The organism is Salinibacterium sp. TMP30 (assembly GCF_038397785.1).
GTDB lineage: Bacteria > Actinomycetota > Actinomycetes > Actinomycetales > Microbacteriaceae > Rhodoglobus.
This window is the reverse complement of record NZ_CP151642.1, coordinates 1954441-1972338: the sequence shown is the minus strand read 5'-3', so window position 1 is coordinate 1972338 and position 17898 is coordinate 1954441. Positions and strand designations below refer to the sequence as shown.

At 60.4% G+C, this 17898-nt stretch carries 19 protein-coding genes; 9 read left to right on the top strand and 10 right to left on the bottom strand.

Annotation, left to right across the window (positions count from 1 at the left end):
- The first annotated feature begins 4 nt into the window (after nt 1–4).
- A complete protein-coding gene (locus tag AADH44_RS09545; protein ID WP_341952571.1) occupies nt 5–1435 on the top strand; it encodes an MFS transporter in 1431 nt (476 codons plus the stop codon).
- A complete protein-coding gene (locus AADH44_RS09540; protein ID WP_341952570.1) occupies nt 1435–2925 on the top strand; it encodes an aminotransferase class V-fold PLP-dependent enzyme in 1491 nt (496 codons plus the stop codon). Before AADH44_RS09545 ends, AADH44_RS09540 begins: the two co-directional genes overlap by 1 nt.
- Before the next feature lie 50 nt (nt 2926–2975).
- On the opposite strand, the gene AADH44_RS09535 is transcribed toward AADH44_RS09540, so the two are convergent.
- A complete protein-coding gene (locus tag AADH44_RS09535; RefSeq protein WP_341952569.1) occupies nt 2976–3890 on the bottom strand; it encodes a LysR family transcriptional regulator in 915 nt (304 codons plus the stop codon).
- Nucleotides 3891–3961: 71 nt separating this feature from the next.
- Between AADH44_RS09535 and AADH44_RS09530 the strand changes: the two genes are divergently transcribed.
- Nucleotides 3962–4084 (top strand): hypothetical protein, encoded by a 123-nt coding sequence (locus AADH44_RS09530; protein ID WP_341952568.1) that lies wholly within the window; start codon nt 3962–3964, stop codon nt 4082–4084.
- Nucleotides 4085–4191: 107 nt separating this feature from the next.
- Here the strand turns inward: AADH44_RS09530 and AADH44_RS09525 are convergent, their stop codons facing one another.
- The 3 genes from AADH44_RS09525 to AADH44_RS09515 form a co-directional block, all read right to left on the bottom strand.
- On the bottom strand, nt 4192–5298 hold the full coding sequence (locus AADH44_RS09525; protein WP_341954979.1) for a P-loop NTPase: 1107 nt from the start codon (nt 5296–5298) through the stop codon (nt 4192–4194).
- A gap of 101 nt (nt 5299–5399) precedes the next feature.
- Nucleotides 5400–5936 carry a DUF1003 domain-containing protein gene (locus AADH44_RS09520; protein ID WP_341952567.1) on the bottom strand — a complete coding sequence of 179 codons (537 nt, stop codon included), beginning with the start codon at nt 5934–5936 and terminating at the stop codon, nt 5400–5402.
- Complete coding sequence (locus AADH44_RS09515) at nt 5923–7251, bottom strand: CBS domain-containing protein (RefSeq protein WP_341952566.1); 1329 nt, start codon at nt 7249–7251, stop codon at nt 5923–5925. Before AADH44_RS09515 ends, AADH44_RS09520 begins: the two co-directional genes overlap by 14 nt.
- A 36-nt stretch (nt 7252–7287) precedes the next feature.
- Here AADH44_RS09515 and AADH44_RS09510 point away from each other — a divergent pair, with 36 nt between their 5' ends.
- Complete coding sequence (locus AADH44_RS09510; RefSeq protein WP_341952565.1) at nt 7288–7866, top strand: general stress protein; 579 nt, start codon at nt 7288–7290, stop codon at nt 7864–7866.
- A gap of 64 nt (nt 7867–7930) precedes the next feature.
- Here the strand turns inward: AADH44_RS09510 and AADH44_RS09505 are convergent, their stop codons facing one another.
- Both AADH44_RS09505 and AADH44_RS09500 read right to left on the bottom strand, forming a co-directional pair.
- Nucleotides 7931–9409 carry an aminopeptidase P family protein gene (locus AADH44_RS09505; protein WP_341952564.1) on the bottom strand — a complete coding sequence of 493 codons (1479 nt, stop codon included), beginning with the start codon at nt 9407–9409 and terminating at the stop codon, nt 7931–7933.
- A gap of 34 nt (nt 9410–9443) precedes the next feature.
- Entirely contained in the window at nt 9444–10457 is a 1014-nt protein-coding gene (locus AADH44_RS09500) for an endonuclease/exonuclease/phosphatase family protein (protein ID WP_341952563.1), read from the bottom strand.
- Nucleotides 10458–10490: 33 nt separating this feature from the next.
- Between AADH44_RS09500 and AADH44_RS09495 the strand changes: the two genes are divergently transcribed.
- The 3 genes from AADH44_RS09495 (at nt 10491) to AADH44_RS09485 (ending at nt 13596) form a co-directional block, all read left to right on the top strand.
- Entirely contained in the window at nt 10491–11363 is an 873-nt protein-coding gene (locus AADH44_RS09495; RefSeq protein ID WP_341952562.1) for a PHP domain-containing protein, read from the top strand.
- An 8-nt stretch (nt 11364–11371) separates the two neighbouring features.
- Nucleotides 11372–12544 (top strand): aminotransferase class I/II-fold pyridoxal phosphate-dependent enzyme, encoded by a 1173-nt coding sequence (locus tag AADH44_RS09490; RefSeq protein ID WP_341952561.1) that lies wholly within the window; start codon nt 11372–11374, stop codon nt 12542–12544.
- Nucleotides 12545–12642: 98 nt separating this feature from the next.
- The gene (locus tag AADH44_RS09485; RefSeq protein WP_341952560.1) at nt 12643–13596 is read left to right on the top strand and encodes an L-lactate dehydrogenase; all 954 of its coding nucleotides are present in this window, start codon (nt 12643–12645) and stop codon (nt 13594–13596) included.
- A 138-nt stretch (nt 13597–13734) separates the two neighbouring features.
- Here AADH44_RS09485 and AADH44_RS09480 read toward each other — a convergent pair whose 3' ends face one another.
- Nucleotides 13735–14343 carry a hypothetical protein gene (locus AADH44_RS09480; RefSeq protein WP_341952559.1) on the bottom strand — a complete coding sequence of 203 codons (609 nt, stop codon included), beginning with the start codon at nt 14341–14343 and terminating at the stop codon, nt 13735–13737.
- Between the two features lie 247 nt (nt 14344–14590).
- Between AADH44_RS09480 and AADH44_RS09475 the strand changes: the two genes are divergently transcribed.
- Nucleotides 14591–14905, top strand: a complete 315-nt coding sequence (locus tag AADH44_RS09475) for a hypothetical protein (RefSeq protein WP_341952558.1) — start codon at nt 14591–14593, stop codon at nt 14903–14905.
- A 34-nt stretch (nt 14906–14939) separates the two neighbouring features.
- Here AADH44_RS09475 and AADH44_RS09470 read toward each other — a convergent pair whose 3' ends face one another.
- Nucleotides 14940–16445 carry a DEAD/DEAH box helicase gene (locus AADH44_RS09470; protein ID WP_341952557.1) on the bottom strand — a complete coding sequence of 502 codons (1506 nt, stop codon included), beginning with the start codon at nt 16443–16445 and terminating at the stop codon, nt 14940–14942.
- Nucleotides 16446–16620: 175 nt separating this feature from the next.
- Here AADH44_RS09470 and AADH44_RS09465 point away from each other — a divergent pair, with 175 nt between their 5' ends.
- A complete protein-coding gene (locus AADH44_RS09465; protein WP_341952556.1) occupies nt 16621–17337 on the top strand; it encodes a ferritin-like fold-containing protein in 717 nt (238 codons plus the stop codon).
- 16 nt (nt 17338–17353) lie between these two features.
- Here AADH44_RS09465 and AADH44_RS09460 read toward each other — a convergent pair whose 3' ends face one another.
- Both AADH44_RS09460 and AADH44_RS09455 read right to left on the bottom strand, forming a co-directional pair.
- Entirely contained in the window at nt 17354–17644 is a 291-nt protein-coding gene (locus AADH44_RS09460; RefSeq protein WP_341952555.1) for a hypothetical protein, read from the bottom strand.
- Nucleotides 17645–17646: 2 nt separating this feature from the next.
- Complete coding sequence (locus AADH44_RS09455; RefSeq protein ID WP_341952554.1) at nt 17647–17871, bottom strand: DUF3107 domain-containing protein; 225 nt, start codon at nt 17869–17871, stop codon at nt 17647–17649.
- Between the last annotated feature and the right edge of the window lie 27 nt (nt 17872–17898).

Here is a 17898-nt window from a genome sequence, read left to right as displayed (position 1 = left end):
GAAGATGACGACCGCAGCGCCGCGAACCCTCACCCGAACCACAATTGCTACCTATGCCATCGGCTCTCTGGGCACCGGAGGGTTTGCCGCGCTTCCCGGCCTTGTGTTGGTCTACTACCTGACCGACACCCTCGGTATTGCCGCGCTCGCCGCAGGAATTCTGGTGACAATCGCCAAAGTGTGGGATGTGCTCATTGATCCCGTGATCGGTGCCAGAAGTGATCACAGCCTTGCCCACCGCGGCACCCGTCGACCGGTGATGCTGTTGGGCGCGATTCTGCTTCCGATACTTTTCGTGCTCACTTTTGCGGTTCCTGCCGGTATCGGACCAGTGGCGTCGGGCATCTGGGTGTTTGTGGCGTTCGTCGCTGCGGCTACCGCCTTTAGCCTGTTTCAGGTGCCCTATATTGCCCTTCCCGCCGAGTTGACGAGCGGCTATGACCAACGCACCAAGTTGCTGGCGACCCGCGTGGTTGTGCTGACGATAGCGATCTTGCTGTTTGGTGCTGGTGCCCCAGAGATTCGTGACGCATTTGCGGATGAACGGCTCGGCTATCTCGTGATGGCCGTTTCTGCAGCGGCGCTCATTGGCGTTTCGCTTATCATTTCCTCGTTTGTTGCCCCTACTGGCACAATGGCTGCTGCTCCAACAGTGTCAATCGTCGACACCTACCGCGCTGGCCTAGCGGCTCTCACCCGCAGCCAGCCCTTCAGGGCACTACTGCTCACCTTCTTGCTCCAGGGGCTCGCCACTGGCGTGATGCTTGCGGGAGCGCAGTACGTTGCAACTTGGGTGCTCGGTGCCGGGGTTGCCATCCTCTTCGTCTCCCTGATTGGGCCGGCGTTGCTCTTCGCCCCCGTATGGGCCGCGATTTCACGCCACATCGGCAAGGAACGTGCCTTTGTGTGGGCTTCTGCGCTGTACGGCGTTGCGGCCCTACTGATCGTCCTACAACTGTGGTGGCCTGGCGAATGGATCTACCTGCCGGTAGCACTCGCGGGTGCTGGCTATGCCGGAATGCAGGCCCTGCCGATGTCGATGTTGCCCGACGTCATTTCCCACGACTCGCGCCGCCACAAGATTGCCTCGGCCGGAAGCTTCGGGGGAGTCTGGACTGCGGGTGAAACCACAGGAATGGCACTCGGCGCAACAGTGCTGACGATCGTGCTTGCGACATCCGGTTACGTCGAATCGGTCGCAAACCAGATCGTCATCCAACCCGATTCGGCAATCGCCGGCATCATCATCAGTTTCAGCATCGTGCCCGCCGTGATTATCGGCCTCTCGCTGCTGACCTTTGCCCGCTATCCGCTGCGGCGACATGACATCGAGCACGCCGACACGGAAGCTGCCGAGACGGAGCCTGCCGACGGCGACGCTGCGCATCTCGACCGCGCGCATCTCGACCCCGCAACCAACGATCAGGAGAAGTAGTGAATTTCGACCACGCCCCCGCCGACATCTTGGACCGCCTCACGCAACTGCGGCTTGCGGATGCACCCACCCACGGTGGCCGTGTGCTTTCGTATGTGTACGACTCGGGGCTGGCCGAGCTTGACGAGCTCGCAGCCAGCGCCATTCGTGCCGTGCAACCCGTGAATGGGCTCGATCCGACGACATTCACCTCGGTAGCGGTAATGGAACGCGAAGTGATTGAGTTTGCGCGCGAGCTACTCGGTGGCGATACGGATGTCGTGGGCACGGTGACCACGGGCGGCACCGAAAGCTGTCTGCTGGCGGTCAAGACGGCGCGCGACGTATGGCGAGGTGTTGGCTCCTCGGCACGCACGGGCACGCCTCGGCTGCTTGCCCCCGTGACAGTACACGCGGCGTTCCAGAAGGCCGCTCACTACTTTGGGCTTGAGATTGATTTGGTTCCCGTTGGCCCCGATGGGGTGACCGCGGCGCAGGATCTGATCGACCGGTTCGATGACGATGTCGCGCTCGTAGTGGTCTCCGCTCCGAGCTATGCCCACGCCGCGATGGATCCGGTGGTTGAGGTTGCTGCTGCAGCTGCCCAGCGTGGCATCGCCTGCCACGTTGATGCGTGTATCGGTGGCTGGGTGTTGCCGTTTTGGGAGGGTGTCGAGCCGTGGAACTTTGCGGTGACCGGAGTGACAAGCATCAGTGCTGATCTGCACAAGTTCGGCTATGCCCCGAAGGGCGTCTCGGTGCTGTTGCAGCGTGGGCGTGACCGCCAGCGCGCCCAATATTTTGCCACCACACGCTGGCCAGGTTACCCGGTGGTGAATCCGACGATCCTTGGCTCGAAATCTGCCGGGCCTCTCGCGGCCGCGTGGGCGATCATCCAGGCGCTGGGAACCAGTGGGCTTGCCGAACTCGCGCAGTCGTGTGCCCGATCAACCCGTGCTGTGCGCGACGTTATCGAGGGCATTGATGGCCTGCGCATTGTGGGCAACCCGGTTGGTCCGCTTGTTGCTGTGGCTGCTGATGAGACCGTGCCAGCTGATCGTCGCGTCGACGCACACCACTGGGCCGATCAGGCGCGCCTGCATGGCTTCCTGCTGCAGCTGCAGCCCAGTCTGGCCCAGAGCGATGGAACAGTGCTCCCTGCGACTACTCACCTCACGATCACACCGGTCACCCAGAGCGTTCTCGGCGAGTTGAGCACGGCGCTGCGCTCGGCTGCAGACGAAGTGCGCGGACTCCCTGCGGTGTCTGCCGAGGTCGCGCTCGCTGCTCTTCCCGCCGAGGTTGGTGCGGCTCTGTTGGCTCCCGATGCTCCACCGCTCACATCGGAACAGGCTGGGGGACTCTTAGCGATGATGGGCCTTGCGGAAGCCAGCGACGGACTTCCGGATCGGATGGCGCCACTGCTTGCGCTGATTGGTGCGCTTCCGTCGACGCTCACCGAACGACTGCTCACGGAACTCATCGCGAGGCTTGTGGAGACTCCCAGATAGGCGCACAGGCGGAACATGCTTGAGCTTACGCGTGGCTGTACTCCCGTTAGCTACACGGTGTGCTCGAGTTCGAAACGCTTGGCTTCATCAACGAGTGCTTTCACAACGGCGCGCACTGACGGGCGTTCGGCACGGTCGGGACGCAAGAGCGCAGAGATGAGTCGTGACGAAGGTACGCCCTTGAGCGGCCGGGTGATGAGCCCGTTCTCCCGGTCGCGAGTGGTGAAGCGCGGCAGAATCGCGATGCCGTGACCGGCGGCGACAACGGCTTCGACGATGCTGTTGTCGGTAAGTCGCTGGGCAATCTTTGCTGGTGCGCCATTGGCTGCCTCGATACGTCGAAGAATGCGGTCGAACGGAAGGCCAGAGGGAACCCCGATCCAGGTCTCATTAATGAGGTCTGCAGGGGTGAGCGCCGTTTTACGGCCGAGCGGATGATCTTCGGGGAGTGCGACATCCAGCGACTCCCGCATGAGGGGAACAACTGCGAGCCCTCGTTCAGTCCAGGAGGGAAGAACGTGGGGGGAGTCGGAGACCACGACGTCATAGTCGGCAGTGAGGTTGGCGACGTCCTCGAGCACAGAGTCTTGGTCGTGGCAGTACAGCGTCAGCCCAGCCAAGCGATTGACGGAATGCAGAAGCCCGGGCAAGAGCATCTCGCCGCCCGTGGGAAAAATTGTCATCGTGACTTCACCCCTGGGCGACTCGCGAAATTCGTTCCAGAGCGCTTCGGCCTTCTCGATAGCGGTGGCGACATCGGCAGCCGTGTGGGCGAGCGCCCGCCCAGCGGACGTCAACACAATTCCGCGCCCGACTCGCTCAGTTAAGGGAATGCCGGCTTCACGTTCCAAGATCTTGAGTTGCTGTGAAACTGCTGATGGGGTGCGCATCGTCGCTTTCGCGACCGCCGTAATGCTGCCGCGATCGGCCAGTTCACGCAGCAGTTCGAGTCGACGTATCTCCATGTAGTCAGTCTACATAGTTAGATAAGAAAGATCATCTTGTTCTAACAAGTGAGACGCGATGGAATAGAGACATGAACATCGAACTCATCATCATCGGGGCACTCGCTGCAGTGGGCATCATCGCCACCGTGCGCACCGTCGCAATCGACGGATACCGCCGCATCCCCACCCGCCGCTACAACTCGATGCCGTAGCCACCGCCCGTCGGTACACGCAACACCACAGCAACTAACGCTGTGGTGTTTTTGCGTTAACGGGCGAGTTCGCGGCGGGGCAGCCGACGCTCATTAGCCGACGCGCATTAGCTGATGTTGAGCCCCAACTTGCGGCCAGCGACGCTGCGTTTGAGCGACCGGAGGGTAGCGGCGACGGCATGGATGGCCTGGGCCGCCGGATCCTCGGGAGCCGCAATAACCACGGGGACACCCACATCGCCACCTTCGCGCAGGGCAATGCTGAGCGGGATCGACGCCAACACCGAGACGGGCTCCTCTGGTGTCGAGAGCTTAGCTGCGGCATCCGCTCCACCACCCGAGCCAAAGAGTTCAAGCACACTGCCATCAGGCTGAGGGAGACCAGCCATGTTTTCGATGACACCAATCACGCGCTGACCGGTCTGGCGGGCAACGAGTCCGCTGCGCTCAGCGACGTCTGCAGCCGCCGACTGCGGAGTCGTAACAACAACAACATCGGAGTGGGGCAGCAACTGCCCGAGCGAGATCGCCACGTCACCCGTGCCGGGCGGAAGGTCGAGTAGCAACACATCGAGGTCACCAAAATACACATCGGTGAGGAACTGCTGAATCGTGCGATGCAGCATCGGCCCGCGCCACGACACCGCCGTGTTCTCTTCAACAAACATGCCGATTGAGATTACCTTCACGTCGTAAGCAACCGGCGGCAAAATCATCTCCCCCACCTGAGTGGGTTTCGCGCCATGCAAACCGAGCAAGCCAGGGATCGAGAACCCGAAAACGTCGGCATCGATCACGCCCACCCGCAGGCCACTCTGCGCGAGCGACACAGCAAGGTTTGCGGTGAGCGTCGATTTGCCCACTCCACCCTTACCGCTCGTTACCGCAACGATCTGGGTCAGGGAGTCTGGCCCGAACTGCATCGTCTTGGGGCGCCCCTTGCGAAGTTTTTGGGTCAGAGCATCGCGCTCGGCACGCGACATGATCGAGACATCGACCGTCACTTCGGTAACGCCAGCGACACGAGCGGTAGCCTCGCGCACGTCACGTTCGATAGTGGCAGCAGCCGGGCATCCGACGATCGTCAGTGTGAGACCCACAGATGCCGCACCCGCATCATCGACAGAAACGCCAGAAATCATGTTGAGTTCCGTTACGGGGCGACGAATCTCCGGATCGATGACGGAGGCGAGCGACTGCAGAACCGCAGCCACAAGCGGATTGGTTTCGGGCGGATTGGTGTCGGGCAAATTAGTGCGGGGCGAATTGGTGCTGGGCGGATTCGTGCCAGGCACACCGTCGTCACGGTCAGCGGTCACGAAGGCGCCGAGCTCTCATCATCGGTCTCGTCGTCTCTCTCCAGCTCTTCGAGCAGGGCGCGAAGCTCGGCACGGATAAAGTCTTTGCTGGCCAAATCGGTCATTGCCAGGCGGAGGGCGACAACTTCGCGAGCAAGGTATTCAGTGTCGTTGAGGTTACGCTCTGCACGCTGGCGGTCCTGTTCGATCTGAACGCGGTCACGGTCATCTTGACGATTCTGGGCGAGCAGGATCATGGGGGCCGCATACGAGGCTTGAAGCGACAAAATCAGCGTCAGGAGCGTGAAGTTGGTGGCCCTAGGGTCAAACTGGGCATCAAAAGGTGCGCTGGTGTTGTAAATCAACCACACCCCAACGAACGCGGATAGTCCAACGAGAAACCACGGCGTGCCCATGCCGCGGGCAAATGCTTCAGAGTACCGCCCCATCCGGTCACGGCTTTGGAACATTCCGAAACCGCTGCGAAGGCCTTTGGGGGTGTCGAGGCGAACGTCGTTGCGCTGTGATCGAAGTGACCGCTTAGCTGGTGCCACGTCGTGTCCTCCCTGCGCGAATTGCTTTCTGCTGAACTATGGTTAGCGGTCTCGTAGATGTGTCGTCGAAGCTCGCCGATTCGTCTGTCGTGCTTCGCCAGTCATCGGGAAGCAGGTGGTCAAGTACGTCGTCAATGGTCACCACCCCAAGCAGACGGTGGTTGTCATCAACCACGGGAACTGACACCAGGTCATAGCTGGCAAGAATGCGCGAAACTTCTGCCGCCGTTGTCGATGAGCGTACCGGCTCAAGCGATTGGTCGATCAAAGCGCCAAGACGCTCATTGGGTGGGTAGCGAAGCATCCGCTGAAAATGCACCATGCCGAGGAGGCGACCCGTTGGCGGCTCATACGGCGGCAGAGTGACACAGATTGCAGCACCGAGTGCTGGTGCGAGTTCGTGACGCCGGATGAGGGCAAGACCCTCAGCAACCGTTGCGTCAGCAGAAACAATGATGGGTTCGGTGGTCATCAGTCCACCGGCCGTATCGGAGTCGTAGCTCAGCAGGAAGCGAACGTCTTCGGCCTCTTCGGGCTCCATGAGTTCGAGGAGGGTCTCACCGCGTTCTACTGTGAGATGCGCGATGAGGTCCGCTGCGTCATCCGGCTGCATCTGATCGAGCACATCGGCAGCGCGGTCATCGTCGAGTTTGTTGAGCAGGTCAACCTGCTCGTTCTCTGGCATCTCTTCGAGCACGTCTGCGAGACGATCATCAGAGAGTTCTTCAGCGACTTCCATCATCCGCTGCTCGGGCAATTCGAGCATCGCATTAGCGAGGTCGGCGGGGAGCAGGTCAGAAAAACTGGCCACCAGTTGGGTTGCCGACTGTGCCTCACCCGTGTGGGTGTTGTGCTTGATTTCATCCCACGCCGCAAAATCGGTGGGACCTTTAGCAAATGGCGAGGCCGTCGTTTTGGGGCGACGCAAAAAGAGCTGACTGATTTCCCACTCGGCAATGTCGACCTCTTCGATCGCAACATCTTCGATCTGGGCTTCCCCAGACCCATCGCTCAGGGCAACTCGGCGACCCAGCAACTCCGCCATTACCCGGATTTCGCCACCACGTTGCTCAAAGCGTCGCAGATTGAGGAGGCCTGTCGTGATGATCTGACCTGAACCGATGCTTGTGACGCGACCGATAGAGAGAAAGACGTGACGCTTGCCGGGAACTTCAGCGATCATTCCCACAACGCGGGGACTCGCATCGGTGCGCTCAACAACAAGTACATCGCGTACCTTGCCGACGCGGTCGCCATTGGGGTCGAAGACCGAGCAGCCCACCAACCGGGCGACGAATACTCTTGATGTGCTCACAACTAAAACCCTACCCCCGCATGGGACAATGAACCGATGAGTAACTTCAGTGGATTTTCCCGCCGCGCCGCACCCCAGACGAGCGTGCCGCGCGGAGACGTCCTCGGCACCTATGACAGCTATGTCGACGCCCAAAACGTTATCAACCGACTCGCCAAGGCAGAGTTCGACGTCAAGAGCATTGCTATCGTCGGCCGCGACCTCACCACCGTCGAAGTGGTTACGACCCGATTGAGCTATGGCCGTGCAGCACTCGCTGGAGCAACCACCGGAGCCTGGCTCGGGCTATTCTTCGGCCTGATTACCACCATCATTGCGCCTGTTACGCCTCAACAGGTGGGCATCTTCTTCGCTGCAATCCTTACCGGTGCAGGTATCGGAATGATCTTCGGGGTCGTCAACTACTCCATAATGCGCAAGCGTCGCGATTACGCGGCGACGTCACAACTCATCGCCGACCGCTACGAGATCATCATTTCGCCCGACCGCACAGCTAAGGCGCACGGCATTCTCGGCACCGCCGCTCCGGGGATGCACGGTGTGCACGCTGCACCGCACGTGCCAAGCTCGTCAGACACGATCGACAGCAATGACTCCGACGAGAATGCCAAATAGCGCGAACTCATAGCCCGCACTGGCGAGGCGCGCACCGAGCTTTCGCTGATGCGCGCCTCCAGAACTAGGAGCGCGCGATCCAGGCTTCCACGGCATCCGCGGTGCGAGGGATGTTGACCGACATGTTTTCGGCACCATCTTCTGTCACCAGAATGTCGTCTTCGATGCGCACACCGATGCCGCGGTACTCCTCGGGAACGGTGATGTCATCCGGCTGAAAGTAGAGGCCGGGTTCGATCGTGAAGACCATGCCGGGCTCAAGCACGCCGTCGAGGTACATGTCGCGACGCGCTGCAGCGCAGTCGTGCACGTCAATGCCGAGGTGGTGGCTAGTTCCGTGCACCATGTAGCGACGGTGGAACTGGTTATCCGGAAGCATTGACTCTTCGGCAGAAACGGGCAGCAGGCCCCACTCAGCGGTCTTCTCAGCGATTACGCGCATCGCTTCGGCGTGGATGTCACGGAACTTGATTCCGGGACGCACGATCGCAAATGCGGCATCTGCCGCTTCCAACACAGCGTTGTACACACGGCGCTGAATCTCGGTGAAACTTCCGCTGATGGGCAGGGTGCGAGTGATATCAGCCGTGTAGTAGCTGTCGAGCTCAATACCGGCATCGATCAGGATCAGATCGCCGGGCTTTACCGGGCCGTCGTTGCGGGTCCAGTGCAGCACGCACGCGTGTGGTCCTGAAGCAGCGATCGTGTCGTAGCCGACAGTGTTGCCCTCGGCTCGTGCCCGGCGATTGAAGGTGCCCTCGACAAGCCGTTCACCGCGGGCGTGCTCAACAATGTTGGGCAGGTCAGCGATGACGTCGTTGAAGCCCTGCTGGGTTGCGTTGACGGCATTGCGCATCTCGGCAACTTCGTACGCATCTTTGACGAGACGCAGCTCACTCAAGTCACGGCTGAGGTCATCGTCACTGTCGTGTTCAAGAGCTTCGGAATCGGCCGTCAGTAGTCGGCGACCATCAACCTGGTCGGTGACATTACGATCAGCATCGCGAACGATGAGGGTACCGGCGTCGACGAGGTCAAGCACACCCTCGAAGTCGGCCAGCGGCAGAGTCGCGAGGCCGAGATCGGTGGCTACGTTGCTGAGTGACGGACGTGGGCCGGTCCAGAATTCTCCAACATCCGGGTTTGCATAAAACTCGCTAGTGTCGCGGCGTGCAGCGGGGCGGAAGTAGAGAGTGGCGGTGTGCCCGGCATCGGTCGGTTCCATCACGAGCACACTGCCGGAGACGGCATCCGAACCCCAGCCAGTGAGGTGCGCGAACGTGGAATGTGCGCGGAACGGGTAATCGGTGTCATTGGAGCGCACTTTCGCAGCCCCGGCGGGAACAATCAGTCGCTTGCCCGTGTGCAGCTGCGAAAGTCGTGCGCGACGGTCTGCAGCAAATGCTGCTTGATCGCGCGGAATTACGTCGACCTCGACGCGCTCAGCCCATCCGGAAGAGATGTAGTCGGAGAAACCCGAAGACTGGGGGGTTGTCGAGCGGTTGGAGGTCGCGCGGGGGCTGGGTGTTGATGAATCTGCCATACCTCTAGTGTCGCCCCTGGAACACCAAAAGACACTATTGGGTTGGCGAGAGGGTGGCCAAGATAGGCCGGTGGTCGCTTCCGTGACCATCGTGAGACTCGATGACGCGCATTCCTGTCACCGACCAATCGCTCGAGGTCATAACGTGGTCGATGGGGGCACCCAGTAGCGACGGCAATTGCGTCGGCCAAGTGCCGATCGCCGCATTGTCGGTGGCCGATGCGGCATCAGTGCAGCTTCCTAACGCGAAATCGCTGCCGTCGACCAGCGCGGCGTAGTGGTCGAGCGTCGAGTTGAAGTCGCCGGCGAGGATGATGTTGCTCAAGCGGCACTGTTCCGCGATCCACTCAAGATCGCTGCGCCAGTTGGACATTTCCCCTCTAATCGGGGCAACAGCATGCACGGCGACAAGCGTCGGACCTTGGCCGTTCTGGGGAACCGCCACGAGACTGGGCAATGTCGAGGTCGTGCGGGATGACTCGTCAATGATGTATTCGCCCAGATCCACGCTAATCAGAATCGTCGTCGAGCGAGACTTTGATACCTCGTCATAGGCCAGCGTGTGCACCCACATCGGGCGATTGCCATCCGCCATCAACTGGGCAATTTCGAAGCCCAACTCGCGGGTGGTCTCAGGCAGGGCCACAACATCCGCATCATTCATGAGCGCAAGCTCGGCGATGGTTGCAGCACCCGGCGCATCACCCAGCGTGTTCCACGACAGCACCGTGACATCTCCCTCAGCCTTGGTCTCAAAACCGGGACTGCCGAAACCGCGCGTCGCGAGGACCACCAGGTTGAGTGCACAGAACGCGAGGGCAACAACGGCGAGGGATGCCGTGAACCGGTGCATACGCACCGAAAGTAACGCGATCAGTGTTAGCCCCAACACCGCGACAAAGGCCACTGAGGCAGCGAGTCCGCGCAGCGATACCACCTGGGCGATCCCCGCGGTCTGCTCAAGGGAAAACAGCTGTGGCCAGGCCGCGACAATAAGCGCGGCGGCGATAGCAACAATAAAGGTCGCTGCAAGGATGCGTTGAAACATAGCGACCTCACCCTAGAGCAATAGGCTTGCACAATGCGCAACATACCGATCGACCTGCACACTCACAGTGCGGTGTCCGACGGCACCGAGACCCCCACCCAGTTGATTCGATCTGCCAAGCACGCTGGGCTCGGAACTGTCGCGCTCACCGATCACGACTCCACGGCGGGGTGGCAAGAGGCAATCGTTGCCGCCACAGCCTCAGGAATCAGCGTGATCCCGGGTATGGAATTGAGCACCAACTACGGTCCGGCGAGTGTGCACGTGCTCGCCTACCTTTTCGATCCCCTCGACCGAACAATTGTCACCGAAACTGCCCGCATTCGAGATGGACGACTTCGCCGTGCGGAACGCATCGTCGACCGAATCTCCCAGGACTACGACCTGAGCTGGGATGACGTGCTCGCCGAATCGTCAGACGGAACAACGCTCGGGCGGCCGCACATTGCCGACGCGCTCGTTCGCAAAGGTCACGTCGCCAACCGCAGTGCGGCGTTTGAGAGCATCCTGCACTGGCAGGGTGGCTACTACGAGAAGTACTACGCTCCGAGCCCGCTCGAGGGAGTGAAGATGATCATTGCGGCGGGCGGAGTGCCTGTGCTCGCGCATCCGGCCGCCCACGGAAAATATCGTCAACTCACCGGATCCGTGATTAAGTCGTTAGCAGACGAAGGCCTCTTCGGGCTTGAAGTCAACCATCGCGACAACTCGCCAGAGGGCCGCGAATTTTTGCTCGGCCTGTGCGCCAAGTATGGGCTTGAAGCCACCGGAGCCAGCGATTATCACGGTATGGGAAAGCCCAACCGTCTGGGAGAGAACACCACCGAACCAGAAGTGCTCGACAAAATTATTGCGCGGGCAACCGGCTCACAGCCGTACATCGCCAACGCTAAGCCCACCGAGTAGGAGAACTTATGCCCAGCAACGCCGAACAGTGGAATGCCCTTACCCCCGAACTTCTGCGCAGTCGCGGAAGCAACAAATGGACCGCGCCCGAAGGGGAACTGCTCTGCGCGGGCGTTGCAGAGATGGATTTTGGCACGGCGCCAGCGGTACTCTCAGAGTGGGCATCAATCGCTGAGCGTCTCGAATTCGGCTACCCCAATGAGTCAGTCGCCCGGGAGATGAGCGCAGCGACAGCGACTTGGCATCAGGAACATTATGGCTGGGCCGTTGACGCCGCGGATATCTTCCCACTTGCTGACGTGCTGAAGGGGCTTGAACTCGCGATCCTTGAGTTCAGCACACCCGGTGCTGCCGTGATCGTGCCCACCCCGGCCTATATGCCGTTCTTGATGCTTCCGAAGTCCTTCGAACGCGAGGTCATCGAATCACCCATGCTCCGCGGCGACGATGGCAGCTTCACTCTCGACCTCGACAACATCGCGACGCACTTTGCCGCAGGCGCTAACCTGCTCGTGCTCGCCAACCCTGGCAACCCCACTGGCAAAGTATTCACGCACCAAGAGTTGTTGGCGCTCGCCGACGTTGCTGACGCTCATGGTGCTCGTGTTTTTAGTGATGAGATTCACTCGCCGCTCACTCTGTTTGGCAACCGTCACGTGCCGCTGGCGAGTGTTTCAGATGCCGGGGCACGGGTTGCGATCACTGCGACCAGTCCGTCGAAGGCGTTCAATCTCCCCGGGCTCAAGTGCGCGCAGATCATCCTCAGCAATGACGCCGACCGTAAGCGCTGGGAAACGATCGGGTGGATGGCATCGCATGGGGCAAGCACTCCGGGCATGCGCCTGAACACGGCGGCCTACAGTGGCGGCGAGCCGTGGCTTGCCGAGGTGCGGGAATACATCGAGGGAAACATTGAGTACCTGCGGTCAGCGCTCGCAGAGCAACTCCCCGAGGCGCAGATGGCTCCCATGCAGGGCACCTATCTGGCGTGGCTCGACTTGCGTGCGTATTCGGATGAGCCAGAGCTCGCTGAGATGTTGGCGACGAGGGCGGGCATCCGCGTCAATGGTGGTGTCGGTTATGGCGCTGTCGGCGCGGGTCATATTCGTGTGAATGTTGCGACAGCGCGCCCCATCTTGGAACGGATTGTCGCTGAGCTTGCGAAGGCGATGACGGCCTAGTTGGCGAAAACGAGATGTCGATCGATTGGACGTCCCCGTAGAGGCCGGGCCGGATCTTGTTCACGTACAAAAATCAGCGGCCGTGGCACACTAAAAACATGAGCGTAGTCGAGAACTCAAAGCTGACCATTGTTGGAGCCGGCAGCGTGGGCGCAAGCGCCGCCTATGCAGCCCTAATCAGGGGGTCGGCCCGCCAGATCGCGTTGTATGACATCGCTACGAAAAAAGTGGATGCCGAAGTGCTCGACCTAGCCCACGGCACGCAATTCACGGGGTCAAGTCAAATTATGGGCGGAAGTGACATCTCTGTCGTCAAGGGCTCGCACGTCGTCGTGATCACCGCTGGTGCAAAGCAGAACCCTGGCCAGTCCCGCATTGAGCTTGCCGACGTTAACGCCCGCATTCTTGGTTCTATGATGCCTCAGCTCATGGAGGTCGCTCCCAACGCGATCTATGTCCTCGTGACAAACCCCTGCGATGTGCTTACGGTGCTCGCGCAAGAGCAATCGGGCCTTCCGCCCGAACGCATTTTCGCTTCCGGCACTGTGCTCGACACTTCGCGACTGCGGTGGAAGCTCGCAGAACGCGCTGGTGTTTCGCCCTCCAGCGTTCACGCGTCAATCATTGGAGAGCACGGCGACTCCGAGTTCCCGCTATGGTCGCGCGCTACGATCGGCGGCGTGCCAATTCTTGAGTGGGAACGCGAGGGCCACCCCCCGATGACGCAAGCGGAGCTCGATGAAATCGCCATCGGCGTCCGCGATGCCGCCTACAAGGTGATCGAAGGAAAGGGTGCGACGAACTACGCAATCGGCCTGTCCACGGCCCATATCGTCGAAGCGATTTTCGGCGACAAACACTCTGTAATGCCAGTCGCTCCCGTGCTCACCGACTTCCATGGGCTCAGCGGCGTCGCGCTCTCGGTGCCCTGCATCGTGAGCGCTTCGGGGGCTACCCCGATCAAGGAAACCACGTTTAGTGAGGGAGAAATGCGCCTCCTTACCAAGTCGGCGACGGCGCTCCGTAGCGTCGCTGACTCGCTAAGAAAGTAGACAGGTCAGGGGTGGCGACCGTGTCCCGAGTGCACCGTCGCTACCGCTGCGACGTGTGCGCGTATTACCCAGTCACGCTCGGTTACTTCAGAAATATCGGGGTCGGTGTAGAGGTGCAGGCTCGATGAGTAGGTTTCCTTAGCGGGCAGCGATTGGCGTAGCGATGGCTGGCGTGCTCGGCTGCGCCTCCGCGAACTTGTTGTCAACGAGCCTCCGGCAATCCTCGATTGCGCTACGAAGCAGTGCTCGCATGCACGCGTCGGTGCCGGGCGCGCACGCCTGGGCGATGCCAAGCACTGCCGTGCGGATGACGGAATCGGTCATGCGCGTAACTGCGCGATCCCGAGGTTCGACATGGTTCTCGGCGATGAAATTTCGAGCCCAACGTTCGGCAATCGGTGCTTGAGCTAAAGCTGATGCGACTCTGAGTGTCAGATTTGCCTCGGCAACGGGCTCACACATAGCGAGCTGCTGCTGGGTCGCAATGATGCCGACTGCGAGAGCTCGTTGACGGTCCTCGCTGGCAATCGGCAGCGCTGCTGATGCGGCTCGTAGCGCGATGAGGAGTTCCACTCGCGGGTCGGCACTTGTCAAGCCGATCACCGAAGGAATTAGTTCTGCCAGCTCTGACCGTTCTCCGTCAGAGGTGCAATCGTTGATCAAACGCGCGAGAAGGGCCAGTGCGCGGTGCGTACACGCGGGGTGGTCGCTCCACTTTTCTCCGGCAAGGTAGGAGGCGAATTCCATGAAGCATCCACCTCTGCGGGCGGTTCTGTGACGCCCCGCTGAGAGAACAGGCATGAACTCTGGCGAATAGTTCTTCTGATGCACCGGCATTGCTCTCCTCCTTGCCTACCGTGCGCTGAGGAACGTTTCTCTCATTGTGCGCCTGTTCTGCCAATAAGACCAGAGGCATGATCGCGTAGCGGGGAATGCTCGCATGGTGGGCGTAATATGCGCGGTATCTGGATCATCGAAATGACGAGGAGTCACCATGACCACCGATCAATATCATGAGCCGCCGGAAGAGCTTTCCGCAGAAGTGCGGACCTTCGCGCGGATGTGCGCGAGCCTGTCTGAAGAGGCGGAAGCAATCGGATGGTACGAGCAACGCATTGCCGTTGAACAAGATGACACGGCGCGGGAAATCATGCTCGACTCCTTGGGGGAGGAGTACAAGCACTTCAGTATGGAACTGGAATTTTTGCTCCGCGCGAAACCAAAATGGCGCGAGATTGCTCAGGGAATCCTGTTCAAGGACGGCGATATCGTCTCGCACGGTGAGAAAGCCGAAGCTGAAGCAGGCTGAAAGTTTCGTTAATCCACCCCCACGCCGAGTTCGCTTAAGCGTTCGGATGTGCGGTGGGTGCGCCTTCGCTGCCACCACGGCGGCGACGAGTGCGCTTGCGACGTGCGGGAGCACCACCATCGTGAGTTCCGCCGCCTTCGGGGCGCACGTTGTCATCGGATGCGCGTGCACTCGCGACAGAACTACTAGCGCCGCTCGACCCCGAATCGGATCCCGTCGAACGCGAACGGTTGCGCGGGGGTCGTGACGAGCCGTCGCCTGAACGCTGCGAGTCGCGGCCTCGGCCACTGCCTGAGCCAGCACGAGAGCCAGCTCCCGAGCCACCCGACGTCGCCGCGCGAACGACCGGAGCGTGCGAACCGGGAAGGCGACCCTTGGTGCCCTCGGGAATGTCGAGCTCAGAGTAAAGATGCGGGCTCGACGAGTACGTTTCGGTCGGCTCGGGGATGCCCATATCGAGTGCCTTGTTGATATGCGTCCACTTGAGCATGTCTGCCCAATCCACGAACGTCACCGCAACACCGGTCTTGCCTGCACGACCGGTACGGCCGGCGCGGTGCAGGTAGGTGTCATGATCGTCGGGGATGGTGTGGTTGATCACGTGCGTCACGTCACTAACGTCGATACCGCGAGCCGCAACATCCGTCGCGATAAGAATGTCTTTCTTGCCAGCCTTGAACGCAGCCATGGCACGCTCACGCTGTTCCTGGTTGAGGTCACCGTGAACTGCCGCAGCGTTGAAGCCACGATCGTTGAGCTCTTCGACCAGCTTCGCTGCCGCACGCTTAGTGCGCGTAAAGACAACAGTCTTACCGCGACCCTCAGACTGCAAAATGCGGGCAATGACCTCGTCTTTGTCGAGGTTGTGCGCGCGGTACACAACGTGCTTAATGTTCTTCTGCGTCAAACCCTCGTCGGGGTCGGTGGCACGGATGTGAATGGGCTTGTTCATGAAGCGACGAGCGAGAGCAACGATCGGCCCTGGCATCGTGGCGGAGAAAAGCATGGTGTGGCGGGTGGGGGGAGTCTGCGCAAACAGTTTCTCGATATCGGCAAGGAAGCCGAGGTCGAGCATCTTGTCTGCCTCATCCAACACCATGACCTTGATGTCTTTCAGCGACAGCATGCGCTGACTTGCAAGGTCAAGCAAACGACCCGGAGTACCAACGATGACTTGAGCGCCAGCCTTGATCTGTTCGACCTGACCCTCATAGGCTTTGCCGCCATAAATTGCGGCGATCTTGGTCGAACGATTGGATGCGGCAAGTACGAGGTCTTCAGCAACCTGAACGCACAGCTCGCGAGTGGGAACCACGATGAGCGCTTTTACGCCCGGCTCGGGATCTTTGCCCAGCGACTGGAGCACGGGAAGGCCAAAGCCCAGTGTCTTACCGGTACCGGTCTTTGCTTGCCCGATGATGTCTTGCCCAGCAAGACCCATGGGGATGGTTTGAGTTTGGATCGGGAACGGTTCGAGGATGCCCTTGGTTGCAAGCGCATCGACCATGTCCTGATCGATATTGAGTTCTGAAAAAGTCACGTATGAAGCCCGTCTAGGTGCGATGCGCCCTTTTTGACCTGGGGCGCCGGACCCCCTCCAGATTCGGGGGGATGCCCGAAGTTTAGCGGGTCGGACTGGGCTGACGCCGTGAACACGAGCGGCGAGGCGAGTTGTTGCAGCGGCGTTGAGTCCTAACACGCTCTAAGCTGACTGCGTGGTTAAGTGGTTTTCAGGAAAATCAGGACGCATCGAAGTGCCCCGCCTTCGGTCGCGTGCCGTTGATTTGCCGACCGAAAAAGTAGCCCTCGCAGAGTTTGCCCCCGACATCCTTGGGTTCTTGGGGCGTTCGGCCTATGTGCAACTCATGATTTTCGAGAACCTGTCTCGGGTTATCAGCAATGCCCCAACGACGGCAGCAAAAACCGCGATTGGCAAAGCCGCTGAGTTGTCCCTGGGCAAGCATCGAGCGCTTGTTGCCGAAATATCGAAGGCGGGCGGATCGCCAGCTGAAGTCATGGACCCGTTCACCGAAGCGTTTGATGAGTTTGAACGTATCGCGCGCGGCGCTGACTGGTACGAGGCAATGATTACGGCCTATCTCAGTGCCGGATTCTTCGACGACTTCTATGCGCGACTCGCTGCCGGCCTTCCCACCGAATCACACAAACGATTAGTGGCGATCTTCTCCGGTGAATCCGGCGAGAAGGTTCTTGCCGAATACCTGCAGGCGGCCATCGACGCCAACCCGCGACTCGACTCCCGGCTGGCAATGTGGGGTCGTCGGCTCGTTGGCGACATGATGTTGACCGCGCGCTCCGCTCTCGTGTTTCCCGATCACACACGATCTACCGAGGCGCAGGTCGAACCGGTATTCACCGAACTCATCGCTGCACACACGCGTCGAATGGATGCGCTCGGCCTCACGGCTTAGTGCTCGGCCTTACTGCCTAGTTGCGGGCGAGCTCATTGAATGCGCGAGCATCTGCAGCTTCACGGTGCCGCGGAAGCATGAGCGCTGTAGCCAGAGCTGCACCTGCGCCCGCCAGCAAACTGGCAACCCAGATCCAGGTCCCGTCAAACGTGAGACCAATCCAGACGAGGGCGACCCAGACCGTTGCGGTCACGGCCGCGCCGACGGCAGGCAAGAGTGCACTGCCGTACATGCCGCGTGAGGGCAGGAGGTAACGCAGGATCGCCGCGAGGGATGCTCCGATGACGGTGACGAAGAGCAGTTCCACGGCTAGGCCACGAATCCGACGCGGCGGGATTCTTCTTCACCGAGCTCGACGTAGGCGACAGCCGCGGTCGGAACGATATAAAGCTTGCCCTTGGCGTCGCGAAGGCTCACGTACTTGGCATCCGAGTTCAATGCCTCGGCAATGATCGATTCAACCTCGCTCGACGACTGGGCCGACTCAAAGTTGATCTCACGGGGGCTGTTGTTGATACCGATGCTTATGTCCACACGCCAAGATTACGACACAACCAGAGT